Raw genomic sequence first — 20,819 nt, 5'->3', positions numbered from 1 at the left:
CGAATGCTAATTTCACTCAATGGCTGCGGCAACTGGTAAAAATGATAGTTTTGACAGGTAAACAAGGGCAGTGGCGCTAAGCTAATTTGAGGCTCTTATTCGAAACGACATTCAGATATAAAAGGTGGTGGGCTTCCGGAAAGAGATTTCTCACCCCCAAGAGAAAGAACCTGCTGTTCCGCTTGTCTTAGGCAGGCGCAGTCATCGCTTCACAATCCCAAGCGGTGGTGGGGCTTTGGTTTGCTCGCACGAATATCACCCATCAATCCGGCGTCCTTGTTTGCGTCTTTCCCGGATTGCGTGAAGAACAAAAAAAGGGCCCGGAGCGTGCGCTCGGGCCCTTGAAAGGTCGAGAGGTGTCTAGTCCCTCAAACCTGGTGAGACTGTTTGCAGCAGCCGGGTTACGCCTTCAGCGGAACCAGACGTGGAGCGATCATGTTTTCCGGGCGCAGGATGTCGTTGAGCATCACTTCGTCCAGCAGCTGTTCTTCGCGCACCAGTTCCAGCACACCACGGCCGGTTTCCAGGGCTACGCGGGCGATACGGGTGGCGTTTTCGTAGCCGATGTAGGGGTTCAGGGCGGTGACCAGGCCGATCGAGTGCTCGACCAGTTCACGGCAGCGCTGTTCGTTGGCAGTGATGCCGACGATGCAGTGCTCGCGCAGCATGTCCATGGCACGCTGGAGCAGGCGGATCGAGTCGAAGATCTTGTAGGCGATCAGCGGCTCCATCACGTTCAGCTGCAGCTGGCCACCTTCGGCGGCGACGGTCAGGGCCAGGTCGTTGCCCATGATGGCGAAGGCAACCTGGTTGACGGCTTCCGGGATGACCGGGTTGACCTTGCCTGGCATGATCGAGCTGCCTGGCTGGCGCGCTGGCAGGTTGATCTCGTTGATGCCGGTGCGTGGGCCGCTGGACAGCAGGCGCAGGTCGTTGCAGATCTTCGACAGCTTGACCGCAGTACGCTTGAGCATGCCGGAGAACAGCACGAAGGCGCCCATGTCGGAGGTGGCTTCGATCAGGTCGGCAGCCGGTACCAGCGGCTGGCCGCTGATGGTCGCCAGGCGCTGTACGGCCAGGGCCTGGTAGCCAGGGTCGGCGTTGATGCCGGTGCCGATGGCGGTACCGCCCAGGTTGATTTCGGTCAGCAGTTCCGGGGCCAGCGAGCGCAGGCGCTGCAGGTCTTCGGTCATGGTGGTGGCGAAGGCGCGGAATTCCTGGCCCAGGGTCATCGGCACGGCGTCCTGCAGTTGGGTGCGGCCCATCTTCAGTACGTGGTCGAACTCTTTACCTTTGGCAGCGAAGGCCTGGATCAGGCTGTCGAGGCTGGCCAGCAGCGCGTCGTGGCCCAGCAGCAGGCCCAGACGGATGGCGGTCGGGTAAGCGTCGTTGGTCGACTGCGCCATGTTCACGTCGTTGTTCGGGTGCAGGTACTGGTACTCACCCTTCTGGTGGCCCATGGCCTCCAGTGCGACGTTGGCGATGACTTCGTTGGCGTTCATGTTGGTGGAAGTACCAGCGCCACCTTGAATCATGTCCACAACGAACTGGTCGTGGAAGTCACCGCGGATCAGGCGGGCGCAGGCCTCGCTGATGGCGGCGTGCTTGGCATCGCTCAGGTGCCCCAGCTCGCGGTTGGCGTCGGCAGCGGCCTGCTTGACCATGGCAAGTGCCACGACCAGCTTCGGGTAGTGCGACAGCGGAACACCGGAGAGATGGAAGTTGTTGGCAGCGCGCAGAGTCTGGATGCCGTAGTAGGCATCGGCAGGGACTTCAAGGGTACCAAGCAGATCTTTTTCGACGCGGAACGATGCAGCGGAGGACATGATGGATATCATCTCGATTTTGACCCGGCACATGCCGGAATGGCGCCAATCCTAGGCCTTAAGGGGATTTTGCGGCCAATGCTGTTGCACGCTAACCTATGCACAAACGGCATAGTGTTTGATGTGACGCCAATTGACATTCGAGCGTGTTCCATTTTGGTGCATGCCGGGAGATTCGCTTAGTGAACCTAGAAAGCAAATGGCTGGAAGACTTCAGTGCGCTGGCCGCCACCCGTAGTTTTTCCCAGGCGGCGGAGCGCCGTTTCGTCACCCAGCCGGCGTTCAGCCGACGTATTCGTAGCTTGGAGGCGGCGCTTGGCCTGACGCTGGTGAATCGTTCCCGCACGCCCATCGAGCTGACGGCGGCTGGTCAACTTTTTCTGGTTACGGCGCGCACAGTTGTCGACCAGTTGAGCGAAGTTCTACGCCATTTGCATCATCTTGAAGGTGGCCAGGGCGAGGTGATCCAGGTGGCGGCGGCGCACTCGCTGGCATCAGGCTTTTTCCCTCGCTGGGTTGCACAACTGCGTAACGATGGTTTGAACATCGCCACACGGCTGGTAGCCACCAACGTCGGTGATGCTGTGCATGCCTTGCGCGAAGGCGGCTGCGATTTGATGCTGGCTTTCTATGACCCGGATGCGGCGCTGCAGATGGACGCCGAAATTTTCCCGTCGCTGCACATGGGGACCACCGAAATGCTTCCCGTCTGCGCCGTGGGGGCCGATGGAAAGCCGATGTTCGACCTTGAGGGCGATGCCAGCGTACCGTTGCTTGCTTACAGTGCCGGCGCCTTCCTTGGCCGCTCCGTGAGCCTGCTGCTGCGCCAGCGTAATTTGCGTTACACCACGGTCTATGAAACAGCCATGGCTGACAGTTTGAAGAGCATGGCGTTGGAAGGCATGGGCGTTGCCTGGGTGCCCCGGCTTTCAATGCGTGGCGAACTGGAGCGTGGCGAGTTGGCCATCTGCGGAGGGGCCCAGTGGCATGTGCCACTGGAAATCCGCTTGTATCGCTGTGCATTGGTGCGCAAGGCCAACGTGCGCCTGCTCTGGCGCAAGCTCGAGTCCGCTGGTGCTCAAGGTGAAGGCTCAGTGTGAGTTGTACTTGAGGTAGTCGGCGATGTTCGCCCGGTTCTTGTCGCTGTACCGGTAGCAGTTCGATCGGGCCGGAATTCGGGGGTGTGTGTAGGTTTCGCACACCCATCCGTTGAACTTCAGTTCGGCGTCTTCATGCGTGGCGGAAAGCAGATGGCCGATTTCATGGGCGGCGCTGCTGTAAGCGGCCAATGAGGCGATGGCGGTGTTCTGTTTGAAGTACGCCAGGCCCGCATTGTAGTTAAGCCCGCTGTGGTCATAGCTGTTGCGCGTCATCAGCAGGTGCTTGTTCATGAACGAGAAGGGGTGGTTCGAGGTCAGTTCAAGCACTCCTTGGGTGAACGCCTCAAGAATCTGACTCGATGGCACGCCTTGATAATCAATATCGGTGATGCCGGGCACGTTGCGTCGCAAGATCAGTTCCGTGGGGTGGGAGGTGAAACTGCGCATCTCATCGAGCCAGTGCTGAAAGTAATCGTTGTGCAATTGCTCGTCGCTGATGCTGGCCAGTTCGTCGTGAAGGTAAACGGTCACAACCAGCGACTTGGCCGCTACTGCGCAAGGCAGCTGCAGGGACAGCAGGAGGCTGAAAAAGAACGTGAGGGTCTTGGGCATGGCGATTCTCCAAGGAGATTGAAATTGGCGGGCGCAATCGTCACCACCCGGAATGCCTTTCGGCAGTGGGAAAAAGTTGTCCCACGAGACAGCTTGCCCTTTGATCCGACATGTGCTTGTAGGGGTGGGCGGGCCGACTTGAAATACGCTACAATCCCGCGCCTTCGGCCGACCCGGTCGATTCAGAATCCGTATCACAAGCCACGCCGGTCCACCTGCGTGGCTTGTTGCTTTTAGCGCGCCAGAAGGCGCTTGCAGGAGAGGCTCGACGATGAGTGCACTGGTTGGCGTGATCATGGGCTCCAAGTCCGATTGGTCCACCCTTAGCCACACCGCCGATATGCTGGAAAAACTCGGCATTCCCTACGAAGTGAAGGTGGTTTCCGCCCACCGCACCCCGGATCTGCTGTTCCAGTACGCTGAAGAAGCAGAAGGGCGTGGCATCGAGGTGATCATCGCCGGCGCTGGTGGCGCTGCGCACCTGCCTGGCATGTGCGCCGCCAAGACCCACCTGCCGGTGCTGGGTGTGCCGGTACAGTCGTCGATGTTGTCGGGTGTCGACTCGCTGCTGTCGATCGTGCAGATGCCTGCCGGCGTACCGGTTGCCACCCTGGCCATCGGCCGTGCCGGCGCGGTCAACGCCGCGCTGCTGTCGGCGAGCATCCTCGGTGCCAAATACCCGCAGTATCACGCGGCGCTCAAGCAGTTCCGCACCGAGCAGACCGACACTGTGCTGGACAATCCAGACCCACGTCAGGCTTGAGGCTGAACCCATGAAGATCGGTGTTATCGGTGGCGGCCAGCTGGGCCGCATGCTGGCTCTGGCGGGCACCCCGCTGGGCATGAACTTCGCCTTCCTCGACCCGGCGCCGGACGCCTGCGCGGCGCCACTTGGCGAGCACCTGCGTGCCGACTACGGCGACCAGGACCACCTGCGCCAGCTGGCAGACGAAGTCGACCTGGTGACCTTCGAGTTCGAAAGCGTCCCGGCCGAGACCGTCGCCTTCCTCTCGCAGTTCGTCCCGGTGTACCCGAGCGCCGAAGCGCTGCGTATCGCCCGCGACCGCCTGTTCGAGAAGAGCATGTTCCGCGACCTGGGCATTCCAACCCCGGCCTTCGCCGACATCCTCTCGCAGGCCGACCTTGATGCGGCGGTGGCCAGCATCGGCCTGCCGGCCGTGCTCAAGACCCGGACCCTGGGTTACGACGGCAAGGGCCAGAAGGTTCTGCGCACCCCTGAAGATGTGGTGGGTACCTTTGCCGAGCTGGGCAGCGTGCCGTGCCTGCTGGAAGGCTTCGTGCCGTTCACCGGCGAAGTATCCCTGGTGGCCGTGCGAGCACGCGATGGCGAAACCCGCTTCTACCCGTTGGTGCACAACACCCACGAGAGCGGCATCCTGCGCCTGTCCGTGGCAAGCCAGGCGCACCCTCTGCAGGGCCTGGCCGAAGATTATGTCGGCCGTGTGCTCAAGCAGCTGGACTATGTGGGTGTGATGGCCTTCGAGTTCTTTGAAGTCGACGGTGGCCTCAAGGCCAACGAGATCGCGCCGCGTGTGCACAACTCCGGGCACTGGACCATCGAAGGCGCCGAGTGCAGCCAGTTCGAAAACCACCTGCGCGCCGTTGCCGGCCTGCCGCTGGGTTCGACTGCCAAGGTTGGCGAGAGCGCCATGCTCAACTTCATCGGTGAAGTGCCGGCAGTGGACAAGGTCATCGCCATCGATGACTGCCACCTGCATCACTATGGCAAGGCCTTCAAGGCCGGGCGCAAGGTAGGCCACGCCACCTTGCGTTGCCAGGACATGGCCACCCTCGAGCGCAAGATTGCCGAAGTAGAGGCCCTGATCAGCAACTGATCGGGCATCTGATCGAACTTCTGCAAGCGGTTCGCCCTCTGAAATGGCAACAAGCCAAAGCGCTGTCTAGGCTTTGGCTTGCTCCATCTTCACTGCAGAGGGATTGCCATGGGTATCATTGGAACTATCTTCATCGGCCTCATCGTTGGTCTGCTGGCGCGCTTCATCAAGCCCGGCGACGACAGCATGGGCTGGATCATGACCATCCTGCTGGGTATTGCCGGCTCCTTGATCGCCACGTATGGCGGCCAGGCGCTGGGTATTTACCAGGCCGGGCAGGCAGCGGGCTTCTTCGGCGCGCTGGTGGGTGCCATCGTCCTTCTGGTGATCTACGGATTCATCAAGAAACGCTGAATACTGGTTAGAATGCCCGGCAATTCATCCGAGTTGCCGAGCATCTTCATGCGTGCGTTATTCCTCATCCCCATGCTCCTGGCCAGCTCCCTGGCCCATGCCGAACTGCCTGAAACCGACTGGCTCGAGCTGATGCCCAAGTCGGACCAGAAAGCCCTCGAGCAAATGCCCGAGATCGACCACAACTCGCCGGAGGCGATGGGTACCTTCACCGACAAGGGCGGCTTGAAGCAAAGCAAGGGCCTGCCGGCGGTGATGTACTCGACCAAGACCGTGGCCGCCATGAACGGCAAGGAAATTCGTCTCGGTGGTTACCCCGTGCCGCTTGAAAGCGATGCCAAGGGCAACAGCACGCTGTTCTTCCTGGTGCCGTACCCGGGCGCCTGCATCCATGTACCGCCGCCGCCACCCAACCAGCTGGTGCTGGTGCGCTATCCGAAGGGCTTGAAGATCGATGACATCTACACGCCGTTGTGGGTCAGCGGGACGTTGAAGGTGGAAAAGGTCAGCAACGACCTGGCCGATGCGGCGTATGCGCTGGAAGCCCGGAAGGTGAGGGTAGTGGAGGACGCTGACCTGTGAAGGGGCTGCTCCTGCAGGTATGCGCGATCTCCGAGCGGCCTTGTGTCGCGAAAGGACCGCACAGCGGTCCCAGGCAGTTGAATCAAAGCGCTACGCTGCCAATTGCCACTTGCAGGGAATGAACCGCCCCAGGCTTCAACTCCACCACATCGTCCCAGACATTCGCCGTCTCGATGCACAGCATCCGCTGCCAGCCATCATCGGCCATGTCAGGCAAATCCCGGGCTCTGTCGGTCCATGGGTTCCAGATCACCGCTGAACGTGAACCGCTGCTGGTCAGGGTAATGCGCCGGTTCCAGTGCGGGTCGACAATGCTCAGTTGTGCAGGCGTATTCAGGTAGATGCGATCGGTCTCACCGGTGAACGTCAGCGCACCCTGCTGCTGGCGCTGTTCCCAGTCAGCCAGGGTCTCGATGTAGCCCAGCCCGTCGACACCCTCGACGCGCGCCTGGCGCACATCGCTGACGGCAAAGTAGCTGTGCAGGGCCTGGCTGATGGTGACAGGGGTATTGCCCCTGTTACGGCTGGTGAGGGTCAGTTCAAGCGCATCACCCATGACGATCAGCAGCTTCAGCTCCACATCATGCGGCCACTCTGGCAGATCGCCCTGGGCCTTTGGCAGTTCGAATTCGATGCGCAGCGCGCCGGCTGCCTCTTCGATGCCCAACAGTTGCCAGTCACGTGTGCGGGCCAACCCATGGGCGGGAGCCTGCGTGCCACGGTACATGCCCTGAACGGATTCGGGGTTGCGCTGCAGGTTGCCGAACCACGGCCAGCACACCGGCACACCTGCGCGCACCGACTTACCCTGACGGAACATGGCCTGGTCACTCAGCCACAGCAGTGGCGGCTCGCCAATGTGCTGGTAGCTGAGGATCTGGGCGCCTTGCTGGGCGATCAGTAGTTCGGCACGGTCGCTGGTGATACGCCAGCAGTTGAGTTCGCCGTGTTGCTCGGTTACAACCTGGAAGGTAGCCATTGCGCTCGTCTCATTGATTGCCTGTGGGCCTTCGACCCGGTGGCTTGCAATGAGTTTACCGCTCGTATGGCTTAGCGACGAGGCACCGAGCGGGTGCGGCCGCTGCCATCGATGGCGACGAAGACGAACACTGCTTCGGTAACCTTGCGCCATTCGCTGGACAGCGGGTCGTCGCTCCACACTTCGACCATCATCTGGATCGAGCTGCGGCCGATTTCCAGCGTCTGGGTATAGAACGACAGTTGTGCGCCCACGGCCACAGGCACCAGGAAGGCCATGCGGTCAATGGCCACTGTTGCCACCCTGCCACCCGCGACGCGGCTCGCCATGGCAGTGCCTGCCAGGTCCATCTGGGCGACCAGCCAGCCGCCAAAGATGTCGCCAAAACCGTTGGTTTCGCGGGGCAACGCAGTGATTTGCAGGGCCAGGTCGCCTTGCGGGATAGGATCTTCTTGTTCGAGCTCAATCATGCGGTGGGGCCTCTGACCCGTGACGCTTTCGTTGGTGTGGCGCAAAGGCCGAGTAAACGATTCAGCTTGAAACATACTACGCCGATTTCGTTTCGCTGGACGGCCGTAGGGAAATTCTGCGAAACCGCCTGACTTAAAAGACCGGCGTTTTCGCACAACATCCCACCGTGGCGGCAACGTTTTCCTACGAACGGGCAGTATATATAGCCAAACGCTCAGCGACGACCGTGCAGTCATGAATATCTGTATGGATTTTGTATCGCTTTCAGCACGCCCCGGCAATTTGCTATCTTCGCCTGTCACCGCCAGAAGCCGCGTGCCAAGCGGCCTGCATGCCCTACAAGAGAAGAACAAGCAATGACCTCCGTGCCGAGCAGTATCGAGCAGCCCTCGCGGCCGCTGACCCGCAGTGACTACAAGACCCTCTCACTGTCCGCGCTAGGCGGAGCCCTTGAGTTCTACGACTTCATCATTTTCGTGTTTTTCGCCACGGTGGTCGGCAAGCTGTTCTTCCCGGCCGACATGCCCGAGTGGCTGCGTCTGATGCAGACCTTCGGCATTTTCGCCGCTGGCTACCTGGCCCGGCCGCTGGGCGGCATCATCATGGCCCACTTCGGCGACCTGCTTGGGCGCAAGAAGATGTTCACCCTGAGCATCTTCATGATGGCCCTGCCAACGCTGATCATGGGCTTGCTGCCGACCTATGCCCAGATCGGCATGTGGGCACCGATCCTGTTGCTGTTGATGCGCGTGATCCAGGGTGCGGCGATCGGGGGCGAAGTGCCTGGCGCCTGGGTGTTCGTGTCCGAGCATGTGCCAGCGCGTAATACCGGCTATGCCTGCGGCACCCTGACCGCCGGCCTGACCGCTGGCATTCTGCTTGGCTCGCTGGTGGCGACACTGATCAACACGGTCTATAGCGTTGAAGAAGTCGCCGACTACGCCTGGCGTATCCCGTTCCTGCTTGGCGGCGTGTTCGGCCTGTTCTCGGTGTACCTGCGCCGCTGGCTGCACGAAACTCCGGTATTCGCCGAGATGCAGCAGCGCAAGGCGCTTGCCGAAGAGCTGCCGCTGCGGGCCGTGCTGCGTGATCACCGCGGGCCGATCATCCTGTCGATGCTGCTGACCTGGATGCTTTCTGCCGGCATCGTAGTGGTCATCCTGATGACACCGGCGTTGTTGCAGAGCATCTACCACATCAGCCCCACCGACTCGCTCAAGGCCAATAGCCTGGCGATCGTGCTGCTTAGCCTTGGCTGCATCGGCTCTGGGAGCCTGGCCGACCGCTTTGGTGCCGGCCGCGTCTTCGTGATCGGCAGCCTGTTGCTGCTGGTGACATCCTGGACCTTCTACCACAGCCTGCCGACCCACCCGCAACTGCTGTTCCCGCTGTATGCCATCACCGGCCTGTGCGTAGGCGTGATCGGCGCGGTGCCCTATGTGATGGTCAAGGCGTTCCCGGCGGCGGTGCGCTTCAGCGGCCTGTCGTTCTCCTACAACGTGGCCTACGCCATCTTCGGCGGCTTGACGCCGATGGTGGTGACCGCGCTGCTCAAGGTCAGCCCGATGGCGCCTGCTTATTACGTAGCGGGCCTGTGCGCCGTCGGTCTGGTTGTCGGGCTGTACTTGCTGTCTAAAAAACGCTGATAACGCTCTAGCCACCGCTCCTGCAACATTTTGAAAGGCCATCCTGGGTATCCAGTGATGGCCTTTCATCCAATTGTCACATTGGAGTCATATCGTATTCATGCGGCCTGCAGATACTTGGGCCCGATCCATCCAACATCCCAATATTCCTGCTAGGAGCAAGGCATGAAACTGAAGCGTTTGATGGCGGCCCTCACCTTTGCCGCCGCTGGCGTTGCAACCGCCAACGCGGTAGCCGCCGTCGACCCTGCGATCCCGACCTACACCAAGACTACCGGTGTTTCGGGCAACCTCTCCAGCGTCGGTTCCGACACCCTCGCGAACCTCATGACTCTGTGGGCCGAGGCCTACAAGAAGGAATATCCGAACGTCAACATCCAGATCCAGGCTGCTGGCTCCTCCACCGCGCCACCCGCGCTGACCGAAGGCACCGCCAACCTTGGCCCGATGAGCCGCAAGATGAAGGACGTCGAGCTGCAGGCCTTCGAGCAGAAGTATGGCTACAAGCCGACCGCCATCCCGGTCGCCGTTGACGCCCTGGCCGTGTTCGTACACAAGGACAACCCGATCAAGGGCCTGACCATGGCTCAGGTCGACGCGATCTTCTCTTCCACTCGCCTGTGCGGCGCCAAGGCCGACGTCAAGACCTGGGGCGACCTGGGCGTGACCGGCGACCTGGCCAACAAGCCAGTTCAGCTGTTCGGCCGTAACTCGGTATCGGGTACCTACGGTTACTTCAAGGAAGAAGCCCTGTGCAAAGGCGACTTCAAGCCTAACGTCAACGAACAGCCCGGCTCGGCGTCGGTCGTGCAGTCGATCAGCTCCTCGTTGAACGGCATCGGCTACTCGGGCATCGGCTACAAGACTGCCAGCGTCAAGACCGTAGGTCTGGCCAAGAAGGAAGGCGGCGAGTTCATCGAAGACAACGAAGCCAATGCCCTGAACGGTACCTACCCGCTGTCGCGCTTCCTGTACGTCTACGTCAACAAGGCCCCGAACAAGCCTCTGGCCCCGCTGGAAGCCGAGTTCGTCAAGCTGGTGCTGTCGCAGGCTGGCCAGCAGGTCGTGGTGAAGGACGGCTACATTCCGCTGCCGGCCAAGGTGGTCGACAAGACCCTGGCTGACCTGGGCCTGTCCCACGCCGGTAACGTTGCAAAGAAGTAAGTAACTGAGGAAAAGGCCGGCACTGAAGCCGGCCTTTTCCACGAATTCTCGGTCCGAAGCCAGGGCTCCTGAGCGGCGGGCTTTTTTGCGTCAACGCACTGTCATGTTTTTGTCATACGGGACCGCTAGGGTGTGCGCATGAATGATCTGGCCAACTCCACCATGACCCAAAAATCCCCTCCCGAGCGGATTGATTTCAATACGCCCGAGTTGCAACGCAAGCGCCGCATGCGCGCGCTCAAGGACCGCCTGACCCGCTGGTATGTACTGGTGGGCGGGCTTGCCGTGCTGGCAGCCATCACGCTGATCTTCTTCTATCTGGCCTATGTGGTGCTGCCGCTGTTCCAGGGCGCCGAGCTGACCAGCAAGAAGGCCCTGGAGCCGACCTGGCTGCAGCAGGATGCCGGCAAGCCGCTGATGATCGCGCTCGAAGAGCAGAACCTGGTCGGCATGCGCGTCTCGGACAAGGGACAGGCACTGTTCTTCGATACCAAGACTGGTAACGAGCTCAACCGCGTCGACCTGCCGCTGCCGGCAGGCACCCAGGTCAGCTCGATCAGCACCGACCAGCCGGGCAGCCCGCTGGTAGTGCTGGGCTTGTCCAATGGTCAGGCGCTGGTGTTCCACCACACCTACAAGATCACCTACCCGGACAACAAAAAGACCATCACCCCAGGCATCGACTACCCGTACGGCCAGGAGCCGTTCGTGTTGGATGAGCAGGGCCGCGCGCTGGAGCACGTCAGCGTCAACGTAAACGGCGATACCCTGATGCTGGCCGGTTCCACCGGCGCGCACCTGCAGGTGGTCGAGCTGACGCGCACCGAAAACCTGATGACCGAAGAGGTCACCACCGAGCAGAACCGCATCGAGCTGCCGCAAATGACCGAGGCGGTGAAGAACATCTTCATCGACCCGCGCCAGCAGTGGCTGTACGTGATCAACGGCCGAGCCACCGCGGATGTCTTCAGCCTGCGCGACAAGAGCCTCAATGGCCGCTACAAGCTGTCCGAGAGCGCTGACACCGAGATCACCGCCACCGCGCAACTGGTCGGCGGCATCTCGCTGATCATCGGTGACTCCAAAGGTGGCCTGGCCCAGTGGTTCATGGCCCGTGACCCGGATGGCGAATCGCGTTTCAAGCAGATCCGTACCTTCCAGATGGGCAAGGCGCCGATCGTCCAGATCGACGCCGAAGAGCGCCGCAAGGGCTTCATCGCCCTGGACGCCGAAGGCAAGCTGGGCGTCTTCCACAGCACCGCGCACCGCACCCTGCTGGTCGAGCCTGCTGCCGAAGGCCCGGGTATCCTGGCCCTGTCGCCGCGTGCCAACCGTATCTTCATCGAAGAGGGCGGCAAGCTGCTGCCACTGAACCTGAAGAACCCGCACCCGGAAATTTCCTTCAGCGCACTGTGGGGCAAGGTCTGGTACGAGAACTACGACGAGCCCAAGTACGTCTGGCAGTCGACGGCTTCGAACACCGACTTCGAGCCTAAGCTGAGCCTGTCGCCCCTGACCTTCGGTACCCTCAAGGCCGCCTTCTACGCGATGATCCTGGCGGCTCCGCTGGCCATCGCTGCAGCAATCTACACCGCTTACTTCATGGCCCCGGGCATGCGCCGCAAGGTCAAGCCGGTGATCGAACTGATGGAAGCGATGCCGACGGTGATCCTCGGCTTCTTCGCTGGCCTGTTCCTCGCGCCGTACCTGGAAGGGCACCTGCCGGGTGTGTTCAGCCTGTTCCTGCTGATGCCGTTCGGCATCCTGCTGGCGGGCTTCACCTGGAGCCGCCTGCCTGAGTCGATTCGCCTGCGCGTGCCGGATGGTTGGGAAGCCGCCATCCTGATCCCGGTGATCCTGTTCACCGGCTGGTTCGCCCTGACCATGAGCCCGTACCTGGAAACCTGGTTCTTCGGCGGCGACATGCGCCTGTGGATCACCAATGACCTGGGTATCACCTACGACCAGCGCAACGCCCTGGTAGTGGGTATCGCCATGGGCTTTGCGGTCATCCCGAACATCTACTCGATCGCCGAAGACGCCGTGTTCAGCGTGCCGCGCAGCCTGACCCTGGGCTCCCTGGCCCTGGGTGCGACGCCGTGGCAGACCTTGACTCGTGTGGTCATCCTCACTGCCAGCCCGGGTATCTTCTCGGCGCTGATGATCGGCATGGGCCGAGCGGTGGGCGAGACCATGATCGTGCTCATGGCCACCGGCAACACCCCGGTGATGGAGATGAACCTGTTCGAAGGCATGCGTACCTTGGCCGCCAACGTGGCGGTGGAAATGCCCGAATCCGAAGTCGGCGGCAGCCATTACCGTGTGCTGTTCCTCGCCGCTCTCGTGCTGCTGATGTTCACCTTCATCATGAACACCTTGGCCGAGCTGATTCGCCAGCGTCTGCGCAAGAAATACTCGTCGCTTTGATAGAAAGGTAGAGATCCGTGAAAAAGGATTCCCTCAAAGGCTGGTTCAAGAGCGGCGCCCCAGGCGTCTGGATCAGCGGTGGCGCGGTCGCCATGGCGGTCATCATGACCGTCGGCCTGCTGGCCGTGATCGCTGTACGCGGCTTGGGCCACTTCTGGCCCGCCGACCTGGTCCAGGCCACCTACAAGGTGCCGGGCCAGGGTGACCACGTCATCGTCGGTGAAGTGGTTCAGAAAGAAGAAGTGCCCCGCGTCCGCCTCAAGGGTGCCGGCCTGCCGGTTCCTGACGAAGGCCCGGAGTTCATGACCCGTGAGCTGATCAAGGTGGGTAACCGTGACCTCAACGGCAGTGACTTCACCTGGGTGGTCGGTGAATGGTTGGTCGATGAGCAGCGCCCGGTCGACCTGATCGCCCTGGAGCGCCGCGAATGGGGCAACTTCTACGGCTACCTGGTGAGCGTCAAGGAACAAGGCCGCGTGGTCGCCGAGGGCGCTGGCGCCTGGGACGAGCTGCAGGCACGCCTGAAACGCGCCAACCAGCTCAACAGCGAGCTGCAGCAGCTTGAGAAAAAAGACATCGGTGCCATCAACCATGGCCTTGAGCGCCTGCGTCTGCATGGCCGCAAGCTGGAGCTGGAAGGCAAGCTGGACGCTACGGCCCAGGCCGACATGGATGCCGAACGTGCCGAGTTGAACAGCCGCTACAAGGCCATCGAAGACCGCCTCAGCAGCCTGCATCAGGCCTTCTCCCGCGACAGCCTGGTCGCTCGCGACGGCAACGGCCGCGAAGTGGAGATCAACCTGAGCAAGGTCGTGCACGCCATCCAGCCTAACGCCATGTCCGGCTTTACCAAGATGGGCACCTACTTCGCCAAGGTCTGGGAGTTCCTCAGCGACGATCCTCGTGAAGCCAACACCGAAGGCGGTATCTTCCCGGCTATTTTCGGTACCGTGATGATGACCCTGATCATGGCCGTGATCGTCACCCCGTTCGGCGTGCTGGCGGCGGTCTACTTGCGCGAATACGCCAAGCAAGGCCCGGTGACGCGCCTGATCCGCATCGCCGTGAACAACCTGGCGGGCGTTCCGGCCATCGTCTACGGCGTGTTCGGCCTGGGCTTCTTCGTCTATGTGCTGGGTGGTTCGATCGACCGTCTGTTCTTCCCCGAGTCGCTGCCGGCACCGACCCTGGGCACGCCAGGCCTGCTGTGGGCATCGCTGACCCTGGCGCTGCTGGCTGTGCCGGTGGTGATCGTGGCCACCGAGGAAGGCCTGGCGCGTATTCCACGCACCGTGCGTGAAGGCTCGCTGGCGCTTGGCGCGACCAAGGCCGAGACCCTGTGGAAAATCGTGCTGCCAATGGCCAGCCCGGCGATGATGACCGGCATGATCCTCGCCGTGGCCCGTGCCGCTGGTGAAGTGGCGCCGCTGATGTTGGTCGGCGTGGTCAAGCTGGCGCCGTCGTTGCCGCTGGACGGTAACTACCCGTACCTGCACCTGGACCAGAAGATCATGCACCTGGGCTTCCACATCTACGATGTCGGCTTCCAGAGCCCCAACGTCGAGGCCGCGCGGCCGTTGGTATACGCCACTGCGCTGCTGCTGGTGATGGTAATCGCCACCCTCAACCTCTCGGCGGTGTGGATCCGTAACCACCTGCGCGAGAAGTACAAGGCCCTCGACCACTGATTGATGCTTTAAGCCACAAGCGGCAAGCTCCAAGAGGAGTGCCGCTTTGCCCTAACTTGCAGCTTGCAGCTCAAAGCTTGCAGCTACAAACGGAGTGAGACCATGCAGCAAGAATCCCACACCCACGGCATCGACATGGCTGCCCTGGGCCGCGACAAGCAGAGCCTGCGCCTGGCCGAAGAGACCGTGGCCATCGAAGTACCCGGCCTGAGCCTGTATTACGGTGACAAGCAGGCGTTGTTCGATGTCAGCATGAACATCCCCAAGCAACGCGTGACGGCTTTCATCGGCCCGTCCGGCTGCGGCAAGTCGACCCTGCTGCGCACCTTCAACCGCATGAACGACCTGGTTGACGGTTGCCGTGTCGAAGGCGCCATCAACCTGTACGGCAACAACATCTACCGCAAGGGCGAGGACGTGGCCGAGCTGCGCCGCCGCGTGGGCATGGTGTTCCAGAAGCCAAACCCGTTCCCCAAGACCATCTACGAGAACGTGGTGTATGGCCTGCGTATCCAGGGCATCAACAAGAAGCGCGTGCTGGACGAAGCGGTCGAGTGGGCACTGAAGGGCGCGGCCCTGTGGGAGGAGGTCAAGGACCGCCTGCATGACTCGGCGCTGGGCCTGTCCGGCGGCCAGCAGCAGCGTCTGGTGATCGCCCGTACCATCGCCGTCGAGCCTGAAGTGCTGCTGCTCGACGAGCCTTGCTCGGCACTGGACCCGATCTCGACGCTGAAGGTCGAAGAGCTGATCTACGAACTGAAATCCAAGTACACCATCGTTATCGTGACCCACAACATGCAACAGGCGGCCCGTGTTTCGGACTACACCGCGTTCATGTACATGGGCAAACTGGTCGAATTCGGTGATACCGACACCCTGTTCACCAACCCGGCGAAGAAGCAGACCGAAGACTACATCACCGGTCGCTACGGCTAACGGCGCTGTTGGGCGCGCCTGCGGGCTTTGAGCTTCAAGCTTCGAGCTTCAAGAAAAAGCAGCCAGCGCGGAGCCAGGAAACGACACGAACTACTTGAGGCTTGCAGCTTGCAGCTTCGCGGAGCTAAACGATGATCAACAAAGAAAGCCTGACGCACCACATTTCCCAGCAGTTCAACGCCGAACTCGAAGAGGTGCGCAGCCACCTCCTGGCCATGGGCGGGCTGGTCGAGAAACAGGTCAATGACGCGGTCACCGCGCTGATCGAGGCCGACTCGGGCCTGGCCCAGCAGGTGCGTGAAGTCGACGAGCAGATCAACCAGATGGAGCGCAACATCGACGAGGAGTGCGTGCGCATCCTCGCCCGTCGCCAGCCGGCGGCCTCCGACCTGCGCCTGATCATCAGCATTTCCAAGTCGGTGATCGACCTGGAGCGTATTGGTGACGAATCGACCAAGATCGCCCGCCGCGCCATCCAGTTGTGCGAAGAAGGCGAGTCGCCGCGCGGCTACGTCGAGGTGCGCCACATTGGCGACCAGGTGCGCAACATGGTGCGCGACGCACTGGATGCCTTCGCCCGCTTCGATGCCGACCTGGCTCTGTCGGTTGCCCAGTACGACAAGACCATCGACCGCGAGTACAAGACCGCCCTGCGTGAACTGGTGACCTACATGATGGAAGACCCGCGCTCGATCTCGCGGGTGCTGAGCGTCATTTGGGCCCTGCGTTCGCTGGAGCGTATCGGCGACCACGCGCGTAACATCTCGGAACTGGTGATCTACCTGGTGCGCGGTACCGATGTACGCCACATGGGCCTCAAGCGCATGAAAGCCGAAGTTCAGGGCACGGCTGGCGATGAGGCCGAAATTGCTAATGTTCCGGCTGAACCGGACGATAAATAAGATTGCTCCCGAGCATCGACGCCCGGCCTTCGCCGGGCGTTTTCGTTTGCGCTTGAGCAGTCAGCAGGCACCCGCGAACGATGCAAAGAAGTCCCGGCGTGATCCAGGTGTTGGCAAATGGCCACCAATCGGCGGTAGGCTAGTCGGGATTCAAGAGGAGTATCGATGAGTAAAGTCAATGTGCTGGTCGTGGATGACGCCCCGTTCATCCGTGATCTGGTGAGGAAGTGCCTGCGTAATGCCTTCCCGGGCATGGTCATCGAAGATGCGGTCAACGGCCGCAAGGCCATGGCCATGCTGGGCAAGGAAACCTTCGACCTTGTGCTGTGCGACTGGGAAATGCCCGAGATGTCCGGCCTTGAGCTGCTGACCTGGTGCCGCCAGCAGCCAGAAATGAAGAGCCTGCAGTTCATCATGGTGACCAGCCGCGGCGACAAGGAAAACGTCATCCAGGCCATTCAGGCGGGCGTCTCCGATTTTGTCGGCAAGCCATTCACCAACGAGCAGTTGCTGACCAAGGTGAAGAAAGCCCTGACCAAGATCGGCAAGCTTGAAAGCTTGGTCGCCGGTGGCCAGGCGCGGGTGAATTCGGCGTTCGCCAACGATTCGCTGAGCGCGCTGACCGGGGGCAAACCTGAAGCGGTCAAGGCCGCGCCTGCTGCGGCTGCGCCGGCCAAGCCGTTGATCAATGCACCGAAACCGCAGACGGCCGCCGCAGCCGCTGCGCAGACCGGGCGTGGACAAGGCCAGCTGCGCCTTTCCAGTGGTACTCAGCCTTGTGTGATCAAGGCGCTGAGCCTTAAGGAGGCGTTGCTGGTGGTACGTCGCAGTGCAGTGCTGCCACAGGTGCTCGAAGGCGCTGTACTGGACCTTGAGCAGGGCGAGAGCGCTGAAGTTGCCCGCCTGAATGGTTACCTGCATGCCATTGCGGCATTGGAGCCGAAACCTGAAAGCGACTGGCTGCAACTGACCTTCAAATTCGTCGACCAGGATGCACAGAAGCTCGACTACCTGTCGCGGCTGATTGCCCGCGGCACTACGCAGAAGCACTTCACCCCCGGCGCCTAGTTTCGTCGTACTCCGACCCTGTTGGAGCGGCCTTGTGTCGCGAAAGGGCTGCAGCGCAGCCCCCCAGCCATTCTTGCCGCGCTGCAAAACGGGGCCGCTGTGCGGCCCTTTCGCGACGCAAGGCCGCTCCTACAGGGCTGCGGCGGTCTTCCGACCAACTGTCATACCGCTCCCAGATCCCACTGCTAGGCTTCGACAGAACATCACTGTCAAAAAGCCACTATCATGCCCGCCGCCGCCCGCCTGCTGCTGTTCTGTGCCTCGCTCACGGCCTCGGCGTCGAGCCTGGGCATGACCATTTACAAGACCACTGACAATTTCGGGGTGGCTTCCTATTCCGAGCGCCCCAGCCCAGGGGCAAAGGCTCTGGAGCTGGGCGAGCCGATGTTCGAGCAGGTTGAGGGTCAGGTACGCCTGCAAACCGAGCCGTTTCCGGGCGGCGTGCGCTTCCTGGTGCGTAATGAGCTGTACGTGCCCATGCAGGTTGAACTGCGCGTCGATCAGTTGGCCAATGCCTTCGGCGGCAACGGCCCGCGGATCGTGCGAGCCGTAGTCGGGCCACGCTCGACCAAGGTGCTCAGCTCGGTGTTGGCGGCCCCCGGCGGGCCGCTCCGTTATGCCAGCAAATTTCAGTACGCCATGGGTGACCCTGGTCAGCGCTCGCAGGCTTATCGTTATCCTTTCCCATGGAAAGGCGGCCCTTTCCGCCTGACTCAAGGGCCCAACGGCCGCTTCAGCCATTACGGTCCCAAGGGCCGTCATGCCATGGACATCGCCATGCCGGAGGGCACCCCGATCATTGCGGCGAGGGGTGGGATGGTGGTGAAGATCGAGAACAACCAGAGCGGACGAGGTACCAACCCCTCGGGCAATTTCGTGCGCATTCTTCACCCGGACGGCACGATGGGAGTGTATCTGCACCTGATGCGCGGTTCAGTGGTAGTGGCCGAGGGGCAGCAGGTGGCGTTGGGGCAGGCGTTGGCCAAGTCGGGCAATACCGGCAACAGCACAGGCCCTCACCTGCATTTCGTGGTGCAGCGCAACGTCGGCTTGGCGCTGGAGTCGATCCCCTTCCAGTTCGACCGGCCGATTGGCGGTTTGCCGAACTTTACTGCGGGAAATCCCTGAAATTGCTTGCCTGGCTGTGATTTATAAGCTACATAAATGCTTATGAAGAGTATCAAACAAACGACCACCTTCAGAAACTGGGAGCAGAAGCTCCGAGACAAACAGGCAAGGGCGATCATCGCTGCACGTGTATTTCGTTTAGCGCATGGTTTAGCTGGTGATGTCCAGCCGGTGGGCCAAGGCGTTAGTGAACTGCGCATCCACCACGGCCCCGGTTACCGAGTGTATTTCCAGCAGCGTGGAAATCAGCTTGTCCTGTTGTTGTGTGGTGGAGACAAGAGCAGCCAGGCGCGAGATATCGAGACAGCTAAAGGCTTGGCCAGTCAGTGGAGGGACGACGAGTGAAAGAGCAATTCTATGACTATGACCCAGCCGAAGCGTTGACGGACGCTGAGTCCATTGCCGTCTTCATGGAAGACGCTTTTGAAACGGGTGATGCTGCCTACATCGCACAGGCCCTTGGCGTAGTAGCTCGGGCTAAAGGAATGTCTGCCATTGCGAATGAGGCAGGTGTATCCCGAGAGCACCTTTACCGGTCCTTCTCGGAAAAGGGTAACCCTACGCTTAAAACTATGCTGGCCGTGATGAGGGCCGTTGGTTTGGACCTGACGTCTCGCAAGCACGTGAAATCTGCACACTGAACACAAGCATCCACGGGGCCGCCAAGCGGCCCCGCCAGCTCAGCCGAGCTTGAGCACCTTGGCCAGCACGATCTTGGGCCCTTTCATCTTCTTGATGATGATGCGCAGGCCTTCGACTTCCAGCACTTCCTCTTCCTCAGGCACGCGCTTGAGCGTTTCGTAGATAAGCCCGGCCAGGGTTTCCGCTTCGATGTGGTCAAGGTCGATGCCCAGCAAGCGCTCCACCTTGAACAGCGGCGTGTCGCCACGCACCAGCAGCTTGCCTGGCTGGTAGGCCAGGATGCCGCGCTCGGTCTTGCGGTGTTCGTCCTGAATGTCGCCCACCAGCACTTCCAGCACGTCTTCCATGGTCAGGTAGCCAATCACCTTGCCATCGGCTTCCTCGACCAGCACGAAGTGCGCGCCACCCTTGCGGAACTGCTCCAGCAGTTGAGACAACGGCATGTGCCGCGATACACGCTCCAGCGGGCGGGCCAAGTCTTCCAGGTCGACGGTTTCGGGCAGGTGCTCGAGCTCGGCCAGTTCCAGCAGCAGGTCCTTGATGTGCAAAAGCCCGGTGAACTCCTCACGCTCGGCGTCGTACAGCGGATAGCGGCTGAACTTGTGGCGGCGCACCAGGGCCAGGATTTCCTTGAGTGGCGCATGGGCGTCGATGCTGACCATGTCTTCGCGCGAGTTGGCCCAGTCGACCACTTCCAGCTCGCCCATCTCCACGGCCGAGGCCAGCACACGCATGCCCTGGTCGCTCGGGTCCTGGCCACGGCTGGAGTGCAGGATCAGCTTGAGCTCTTCACGGCTGTAATGGTGCTCGTGGTGCGGGCCAGGCTCGCCCTGGCCGGCAAAGCGCAGGATGGTGTTGGCACTGGCGTTGAGCAGGTAGATGGCCGGGTACATCAGCCAGTAGAACAGGTAAAGCGGCACCGCGGTCCACAGCGACAGCAGTTCGGGCTTGCGGATCGCCCAGGATTTGGGCGCCAGTTCACCGACCACGATGTGCAGGTACGAGATGACGAAGAACGCGACGAAGAACGAGACACCCTTGATCAACTCTGGCGTGTCCACGCCCAGGTACGCCAGCAGCGGTTCGAGCAGGTGGGCGAATGCCGGCTCACCGACCCAGCCAAGGCCCAGGGAGGCGAGGGTGATACCCAGCTGGCAGGCCGACAGGTAGGCGTCGAGCTGGTTGTGTACCTTGCGCAGGATGCTGCCGCGCCAGCCGTGCTGCTCGGCAATGGATTCGACACGCGTTGAGCGCAGCTTGACCATGGCGAACTCGGCGGCTACGAAAAAGCCGTTGAGCAGCACCAGGAACAGGGCAAAGAGAATCATGCCGAAATCGGCGAATAACGAGGTGAGGCTGATACCAGGGGAAGGGTCCATGATGGATTTTTTACGGGGTCCGTCTTTGGGGAAGGTAGAAAAAAAGTGCCAGCTTTTGC

General features: G+C 61.3%; 20 protein-coding genes. 15 read left to right on the top strand and 5 right to left on the bottom strand.

Annotated features, from left to right (window positions below):
• Nucleotides 1–401 precede the first annotated feature (401 nt).
• Nucleotides 402–1,826 (bottom strand): aspartate ammonia-lyase, encoded by a 1,425-nt coding sequence (gene aspA / locus IWW33_RS10765; protein ID WP_042111854.1) that lies wholly within the window; start codon nt 1,824–1,826, stop codon nt 402–404.
• Nucleotides 1,827–2,008: 182 nt separating this feature from the next.
• Here aspA and IWW33_RS10760 point away from each other — a divergent pair, with 182 nt between their 5' ends.
• Nucleotides 2,009–2,926 carry a LysR substrate-binding domain-containing protein gene (locus IWW33_RS10760; RefSeq protein WP_046786835.1) on the top strand — a complete coding sequence of 306 codons (918 nt, stop codon included), beginning with the start codon at nt 2,009–2,011 and terminating at the stop codon, nt 2,924–2,926.
• On the opposite strand, the gene IWW33_RS10755 is transcribed toward IWW33_RS10760, so the two are convergent.
• Nucleotides 2,918–3,538 (bottom strand): hypothetical protein, encoded by a 621-nt coding sequence (locus IWW33_RS10755; RefSeq protein WP_115273263.1) that lies wholly within the window; start codon nt 3,536–3,538, stop codon nt 2,918–2,920. The genes IWW33_RS10760 and IWW33_RS10755 overlap by 9 nt on opposite strands.
• Nucleotides 3,539–3,809: 271 nt before the next feature.
• Between IWW33_RS10755 and purE the strand changes: the two genes are divergently transcribed.
• The 4 genes from purE to IWW33_RS10735 all read left to right on the top strand — a co-directional run bounded on the left by purE (nt 3,810) and on the right by IWW33_RS10735 (nt 6,330).
• Nucleotides 3,810–4,301, top strand: coding sequence for a 5-(carboxyamino)imidazole ribonucleotide mutase (purE, locus tag IWW33_RS10750; RefSeq protein ID WP_003253304.1), 492 nt, complete (start codon nt 3,810–3,812; stop codon nt 4,299–4,301).
• 10 nt (nt 4,302–4,311) lie between these two features.
• A complete protein-coding gene (locus IWW33_RS10745; RefSeq protein ID WP_046786838.1) occupies nt 4,312–5,394 on the top strand; it encodes a 5-(carboxyamino)imidazole ribonucleotide synthase in 1,083 nt (360 codons plus the stop codon).
• Between the two features lie 108 nt (nt 5,395–5,502).
• Nucleotides 5,503–5,748 (top strand): GlsB/YeaQ/YmgE family stress response membrane protein, encoded by a 246-nt coding sequence (locus IWW33_RS10740; RefSeq protein ID WP_046786839.1) that lies wholly within the window; start codon nt 5,503–5,505, stop codon nt 5,746–5,748.
• Between the two features lie 12 nt (nt 5,749–5,760).
• Complete coding sequence (locus tag IWW33_RS10735) at nt 5,761–6,330, top strand: DUF3299 domain-containing protein (RefSeq protein WP_174141084.1); 570 nt, start codon at nt 5,761–5,763, stop codon at nt 6,328–6,330.
• A gap of 82 nt (nt 6,331–6,412) precedes the next feature.
• On the opposite strand, the gene IWW33_RS10730 is transcribed toward IWW33_RS10735, so the two are convergent.
• Entirely contained in the window at nt 6,413–7,309 is an 897-nt protein-coding gene (locus IWW33_RS10730; RefSeq protein WP_174141083.1) for a D-hexose-6-phosphate mutarotase, read from the bottom strand.
• A 71-nt stretch (nt 7,310–7,380) separates the two neighbouring features.
• Complete coding sequence (locus IWW33_RS10725) at nt 7,381–7,779, bottom strand: acyl-CoA thioesterase (RefSeq protein ID WP_003253317.1); 399 nt, start codon at nt 7,777–7,779, stop codon at nt 7,381–7,383.
• 357 nt (nt 7,780–8,136) lie between these two features.
• On the opposite strand from IWW33_RS10725, the gene IWW33_RS10720 reads away from it, so the two are divergent.
• From IWW33_RS10720 to IWW33_RS10675, 10 genes are all read left to right on the top strand, one after another.
• Nucleotides 8,137–9,426: an MFS transporter gene (locus IWW33_RS10720; protein ID WP_012312095.1), complete on the top strand. Its 1,290-nt coding sequence runs from the start codon at nt 8,137–8,139 to the stop codon at nt 9,424–9,426.
• A gap of 165 nt (nt 9,427–9,591) precedes the next feature.
• Nucleotides 9,592–10,590 carry a phosphate ABC transporter substrate-binding protein PstS gene (locus IWW33_RS10715; protein WP_012312096.1) on the top strand — a complete coding sequence of 333 codons (999 nt, stop codon included), beginning with the start codon at nt 9,592–9,594 and terminating at the stop codon, nt 10,588–10,590.
• A gap of 138 nt (nt 10,591–10,728) precedes the next feature.
• The gene (locus IWW33_RS10710; protein WP_046786843.1) at nt 10,729–13,017 is read left to right on the top strand and encodes an ABC transporter permease subunit; all 2,289 of its coding nucleotides are present in this window, start codon (nt 10,729–10,731) and stop codon (nt 13,015–13,017) included.
• Nucleotides 13,018–13,034: 17 nt separating this feature from the next.
• A complete protein-coding gene (gene pstA, locus IWW33_RS10705) occupies nt 13,035–14,705 on the top strand; it encodes a phosphate ABC transporter permease PstA (protein WP_115273266.1) in 1,671 nt (556 codons plus the stop codon).
• Nucleotides 14,706–14,807: 102 nt separating this feature from the next.
• The gene (gene pstB, locus IWW33_RS10700) at nt 14,808–15,641 is read left to right on the top strand and encodes a phosphate ABC transporter ATP-binding protein PstB (protein WP_012312099.1); all 834 of its coding nucleotides are present in this window, start codon (nt 14,808–14,810) and stop codon (nt 15,639–15,641) included.
• Between the two features lie 131 nt (nt 15,642–15,772).
• Nucleotides 15,773–16,543 (top strand): phosphate signaling complex protein PhoU, encoded by a 771-nt coding sequence (gene phoU / locus IWW33_RS10695; protein ID WP_012312100.1) that lies wholly within the window; start codon nt 15,773–15,775, stop codon nt 16,541–16,543.
• 165 nt (nt 16,544–16,708) lie between these two features.
• Nucleotides 16,709–17,611, top strand: a complete 903-nt coding sequence (locus tag IWW33_RS10690; protein WP_046786845.1) for a response regulator — start codon at nt 16,709–16,711, stop codon at nt 17,609–17,611.
• A 225-nt stretch (nt 17,612–17,836) separates the two neighbouring features.
• Nucleotides 17,837–18,739: a peptidoglycan DD-metalloendopeptidase family protein gene (locus IWW33_RS10685; protein ID WP_115273267.1), complete on the top strand. Its 903-nt coding sequence runs from the start codon at nt 17,837–17,839 to the stop codon at nt 18,737–18,739.
• Nucleotides 18,740–18,781: 42 nt separating this feature from the next.
• Nucleotides 18,782–19,084 carry a type II toxin-antitoxin system RelE/ParE family toxin gene (locus IWW33_RS10680; RefSeq protein ID WP_046787063.1) on the top strand — a complete coding sequence of 101 codons (303 nt, stop codon included), beginning with the start codon at nt 18,782–18,784 and terminating at the stop codon, nt 19,082–19,084.
• Nucleotides 19,081–19,380: an addiction module antidote protein gene (locus IWW33_RS10675; RefSeq protein WP_046786847.1), complete on the top strand. Its 300-nt coding sequence runs from the start codon at nt 19,081–19,083 to the stop codon at nt 19,378–19,380. The genes IWW33_RS10680 and IWW33_RS10675 overlap by 4 nt, the downstream gene beginning before the upstream one ends.
• Before the next feature lie 39 nt (nt 19,381–19,419).
• Here IWW33_RS10675 and IWW33_RS10670 read toward each other — a convergent pair whose 3' ends face one another.
• Nucleotides 19,420–20,760: a hemolysin family protein gene (locus IWW33_RS10670; RefSeq protein WP_046786848.1), complete on the bottom strand. Its 1,341-nt coding sequence runs from the start codon at nt 20,758–20,760 to the stop codon at nt 19,420–19,422.
• Between the last annotated feature and the right edge of the window lie 59 nt (nt 20,761–20,819).

It is taken from the genome of Pseudomonas sp. M2 (genome assembly GCF_015751845.1).
Classification (GTDB): domain Bacteria; phylum Pseudomonadota; class Gammaproteobacteria; order Pseudomonadales; family Pseudomonadaceae; genus Aquipseudomonas; species Aquipseudomonas putida_E.
Note: the sequence above shows the minus strand (reverse complement) of the source record. Positions and strands in the feature narration are given on the sequence as shown.

Coding starts and splice junctions, on each gene's coding strand:
- aspA (WP_042111854.1), bottom strand. CDS start 1,826: ATGTCCTCCGCTGCATCGTTCCGCGTCGAAAAAGATCTGCTTGGTACC.
- IWW33_RS10755 (WP_115273263.1), bottom strand. CDS start 3,538: ATGCCCAAGACCCTCACGTTCTTTTTCAGCCTCCTGCTGTCCCTGCAG.
- purE (WP_003253304.1), top strand. CDS start 3,810: ATGAGTGCACTGGTTGGCGTGATCATGGGCTCCAAGTCCGATTGGTCC.
- IWW33_RS10745 (WP_046786838.1), top strand. CDS start 4,312: ATGAAGATCGGTGTTATCGGTGGCGGCCAGCTGGGCCGCATGCTGGCT.
- IWW33_RS10740 (WP_046786839.1), top strand. CDS start 5,503: ATGGGTATCATTGGAACTATCTTCATCGGCCTCATCGTTGGTCTGCTG.
- IWW33_RS10735 (WP_174141084.1), top strand. CDS start 5,761: ATGCCCGGCAATTCATCCGAGTTGCCGAGCATCTTCATGCGTGCGTTA.
- IWW33_RS10730 (WP_174141083.1), bottom strand. CDS start 7,309: ATGGCTACCTTCCAGGTTGTAACCGAGCAACACGGCGAACTCAACTGC.
- IWW33_RS10725 (WP_003253317.1), bottom strand. CDS start 7,779: ATGATTGAGCTCGAACAAGAAGATCCTATCCCGCAAGGCGACCTGGCC.
- IWW33_RS10720 (WP_012312095.1), top strand. CDS start 8,137: ATGACCTCCGTGCCGAGCAGTATCGAGCAGCCCTCGCGGCCGCTGACC.
- IWW33_RS10715 (WP_012312096.1), top strand. CDS start 9,592: ATGAAACTGAAGCGTTTGATGGCGGCCCTCACCTTTGCCGCCGCTGGC.
- IWW33_RS10710 (WP_046786843.1), top strand. CDS start 10,729: ATGAATGATCTGGCCAACTCCACCATGACCCAAAAATCCCCTCCCGAG.
- pstB (WP_012312099.1), top strand. CDS start 14,808: ATGCAGCAAGAATCCCACACCCACGGCATCGACATGGCTGCCCTGGGC.
- phoU (WP_012312100.1), top strand. CDS start 15,773: ATGATCAACAAAGAAAGCCTGACGCACCACATTTCCCAGCAGTTCAAC.
- IWW33_RS10690 (WP_046786845.1), top strand. CDS start 16,709: ATGAGTAAAGTCAATGTGCTGGTCGTGGATGACGCCCCGTTCATCCGT.
- IWW33_RS10685 (WP_115273267.1), top strand. CDS start 17,837: ATGCCCGCCGCCGCCCGCCTGCTGCTGTTCTGTGCCTCGCTCACGGCC.
- IWW33_RS10680 (WP_046787063.1), top strand. CDS start 18,782: ATGAAGAGTATCAAACAAACGACCACCTTCAGAAACTGGGAGCAGAAG.
- IWW33_RS10670 (WP_046786848.1), bottom strand. CDS start 20,760: ATGGACCCTTCCCCTGGTATCAGCCTCACCTCGTTATTCGCCGATTTC.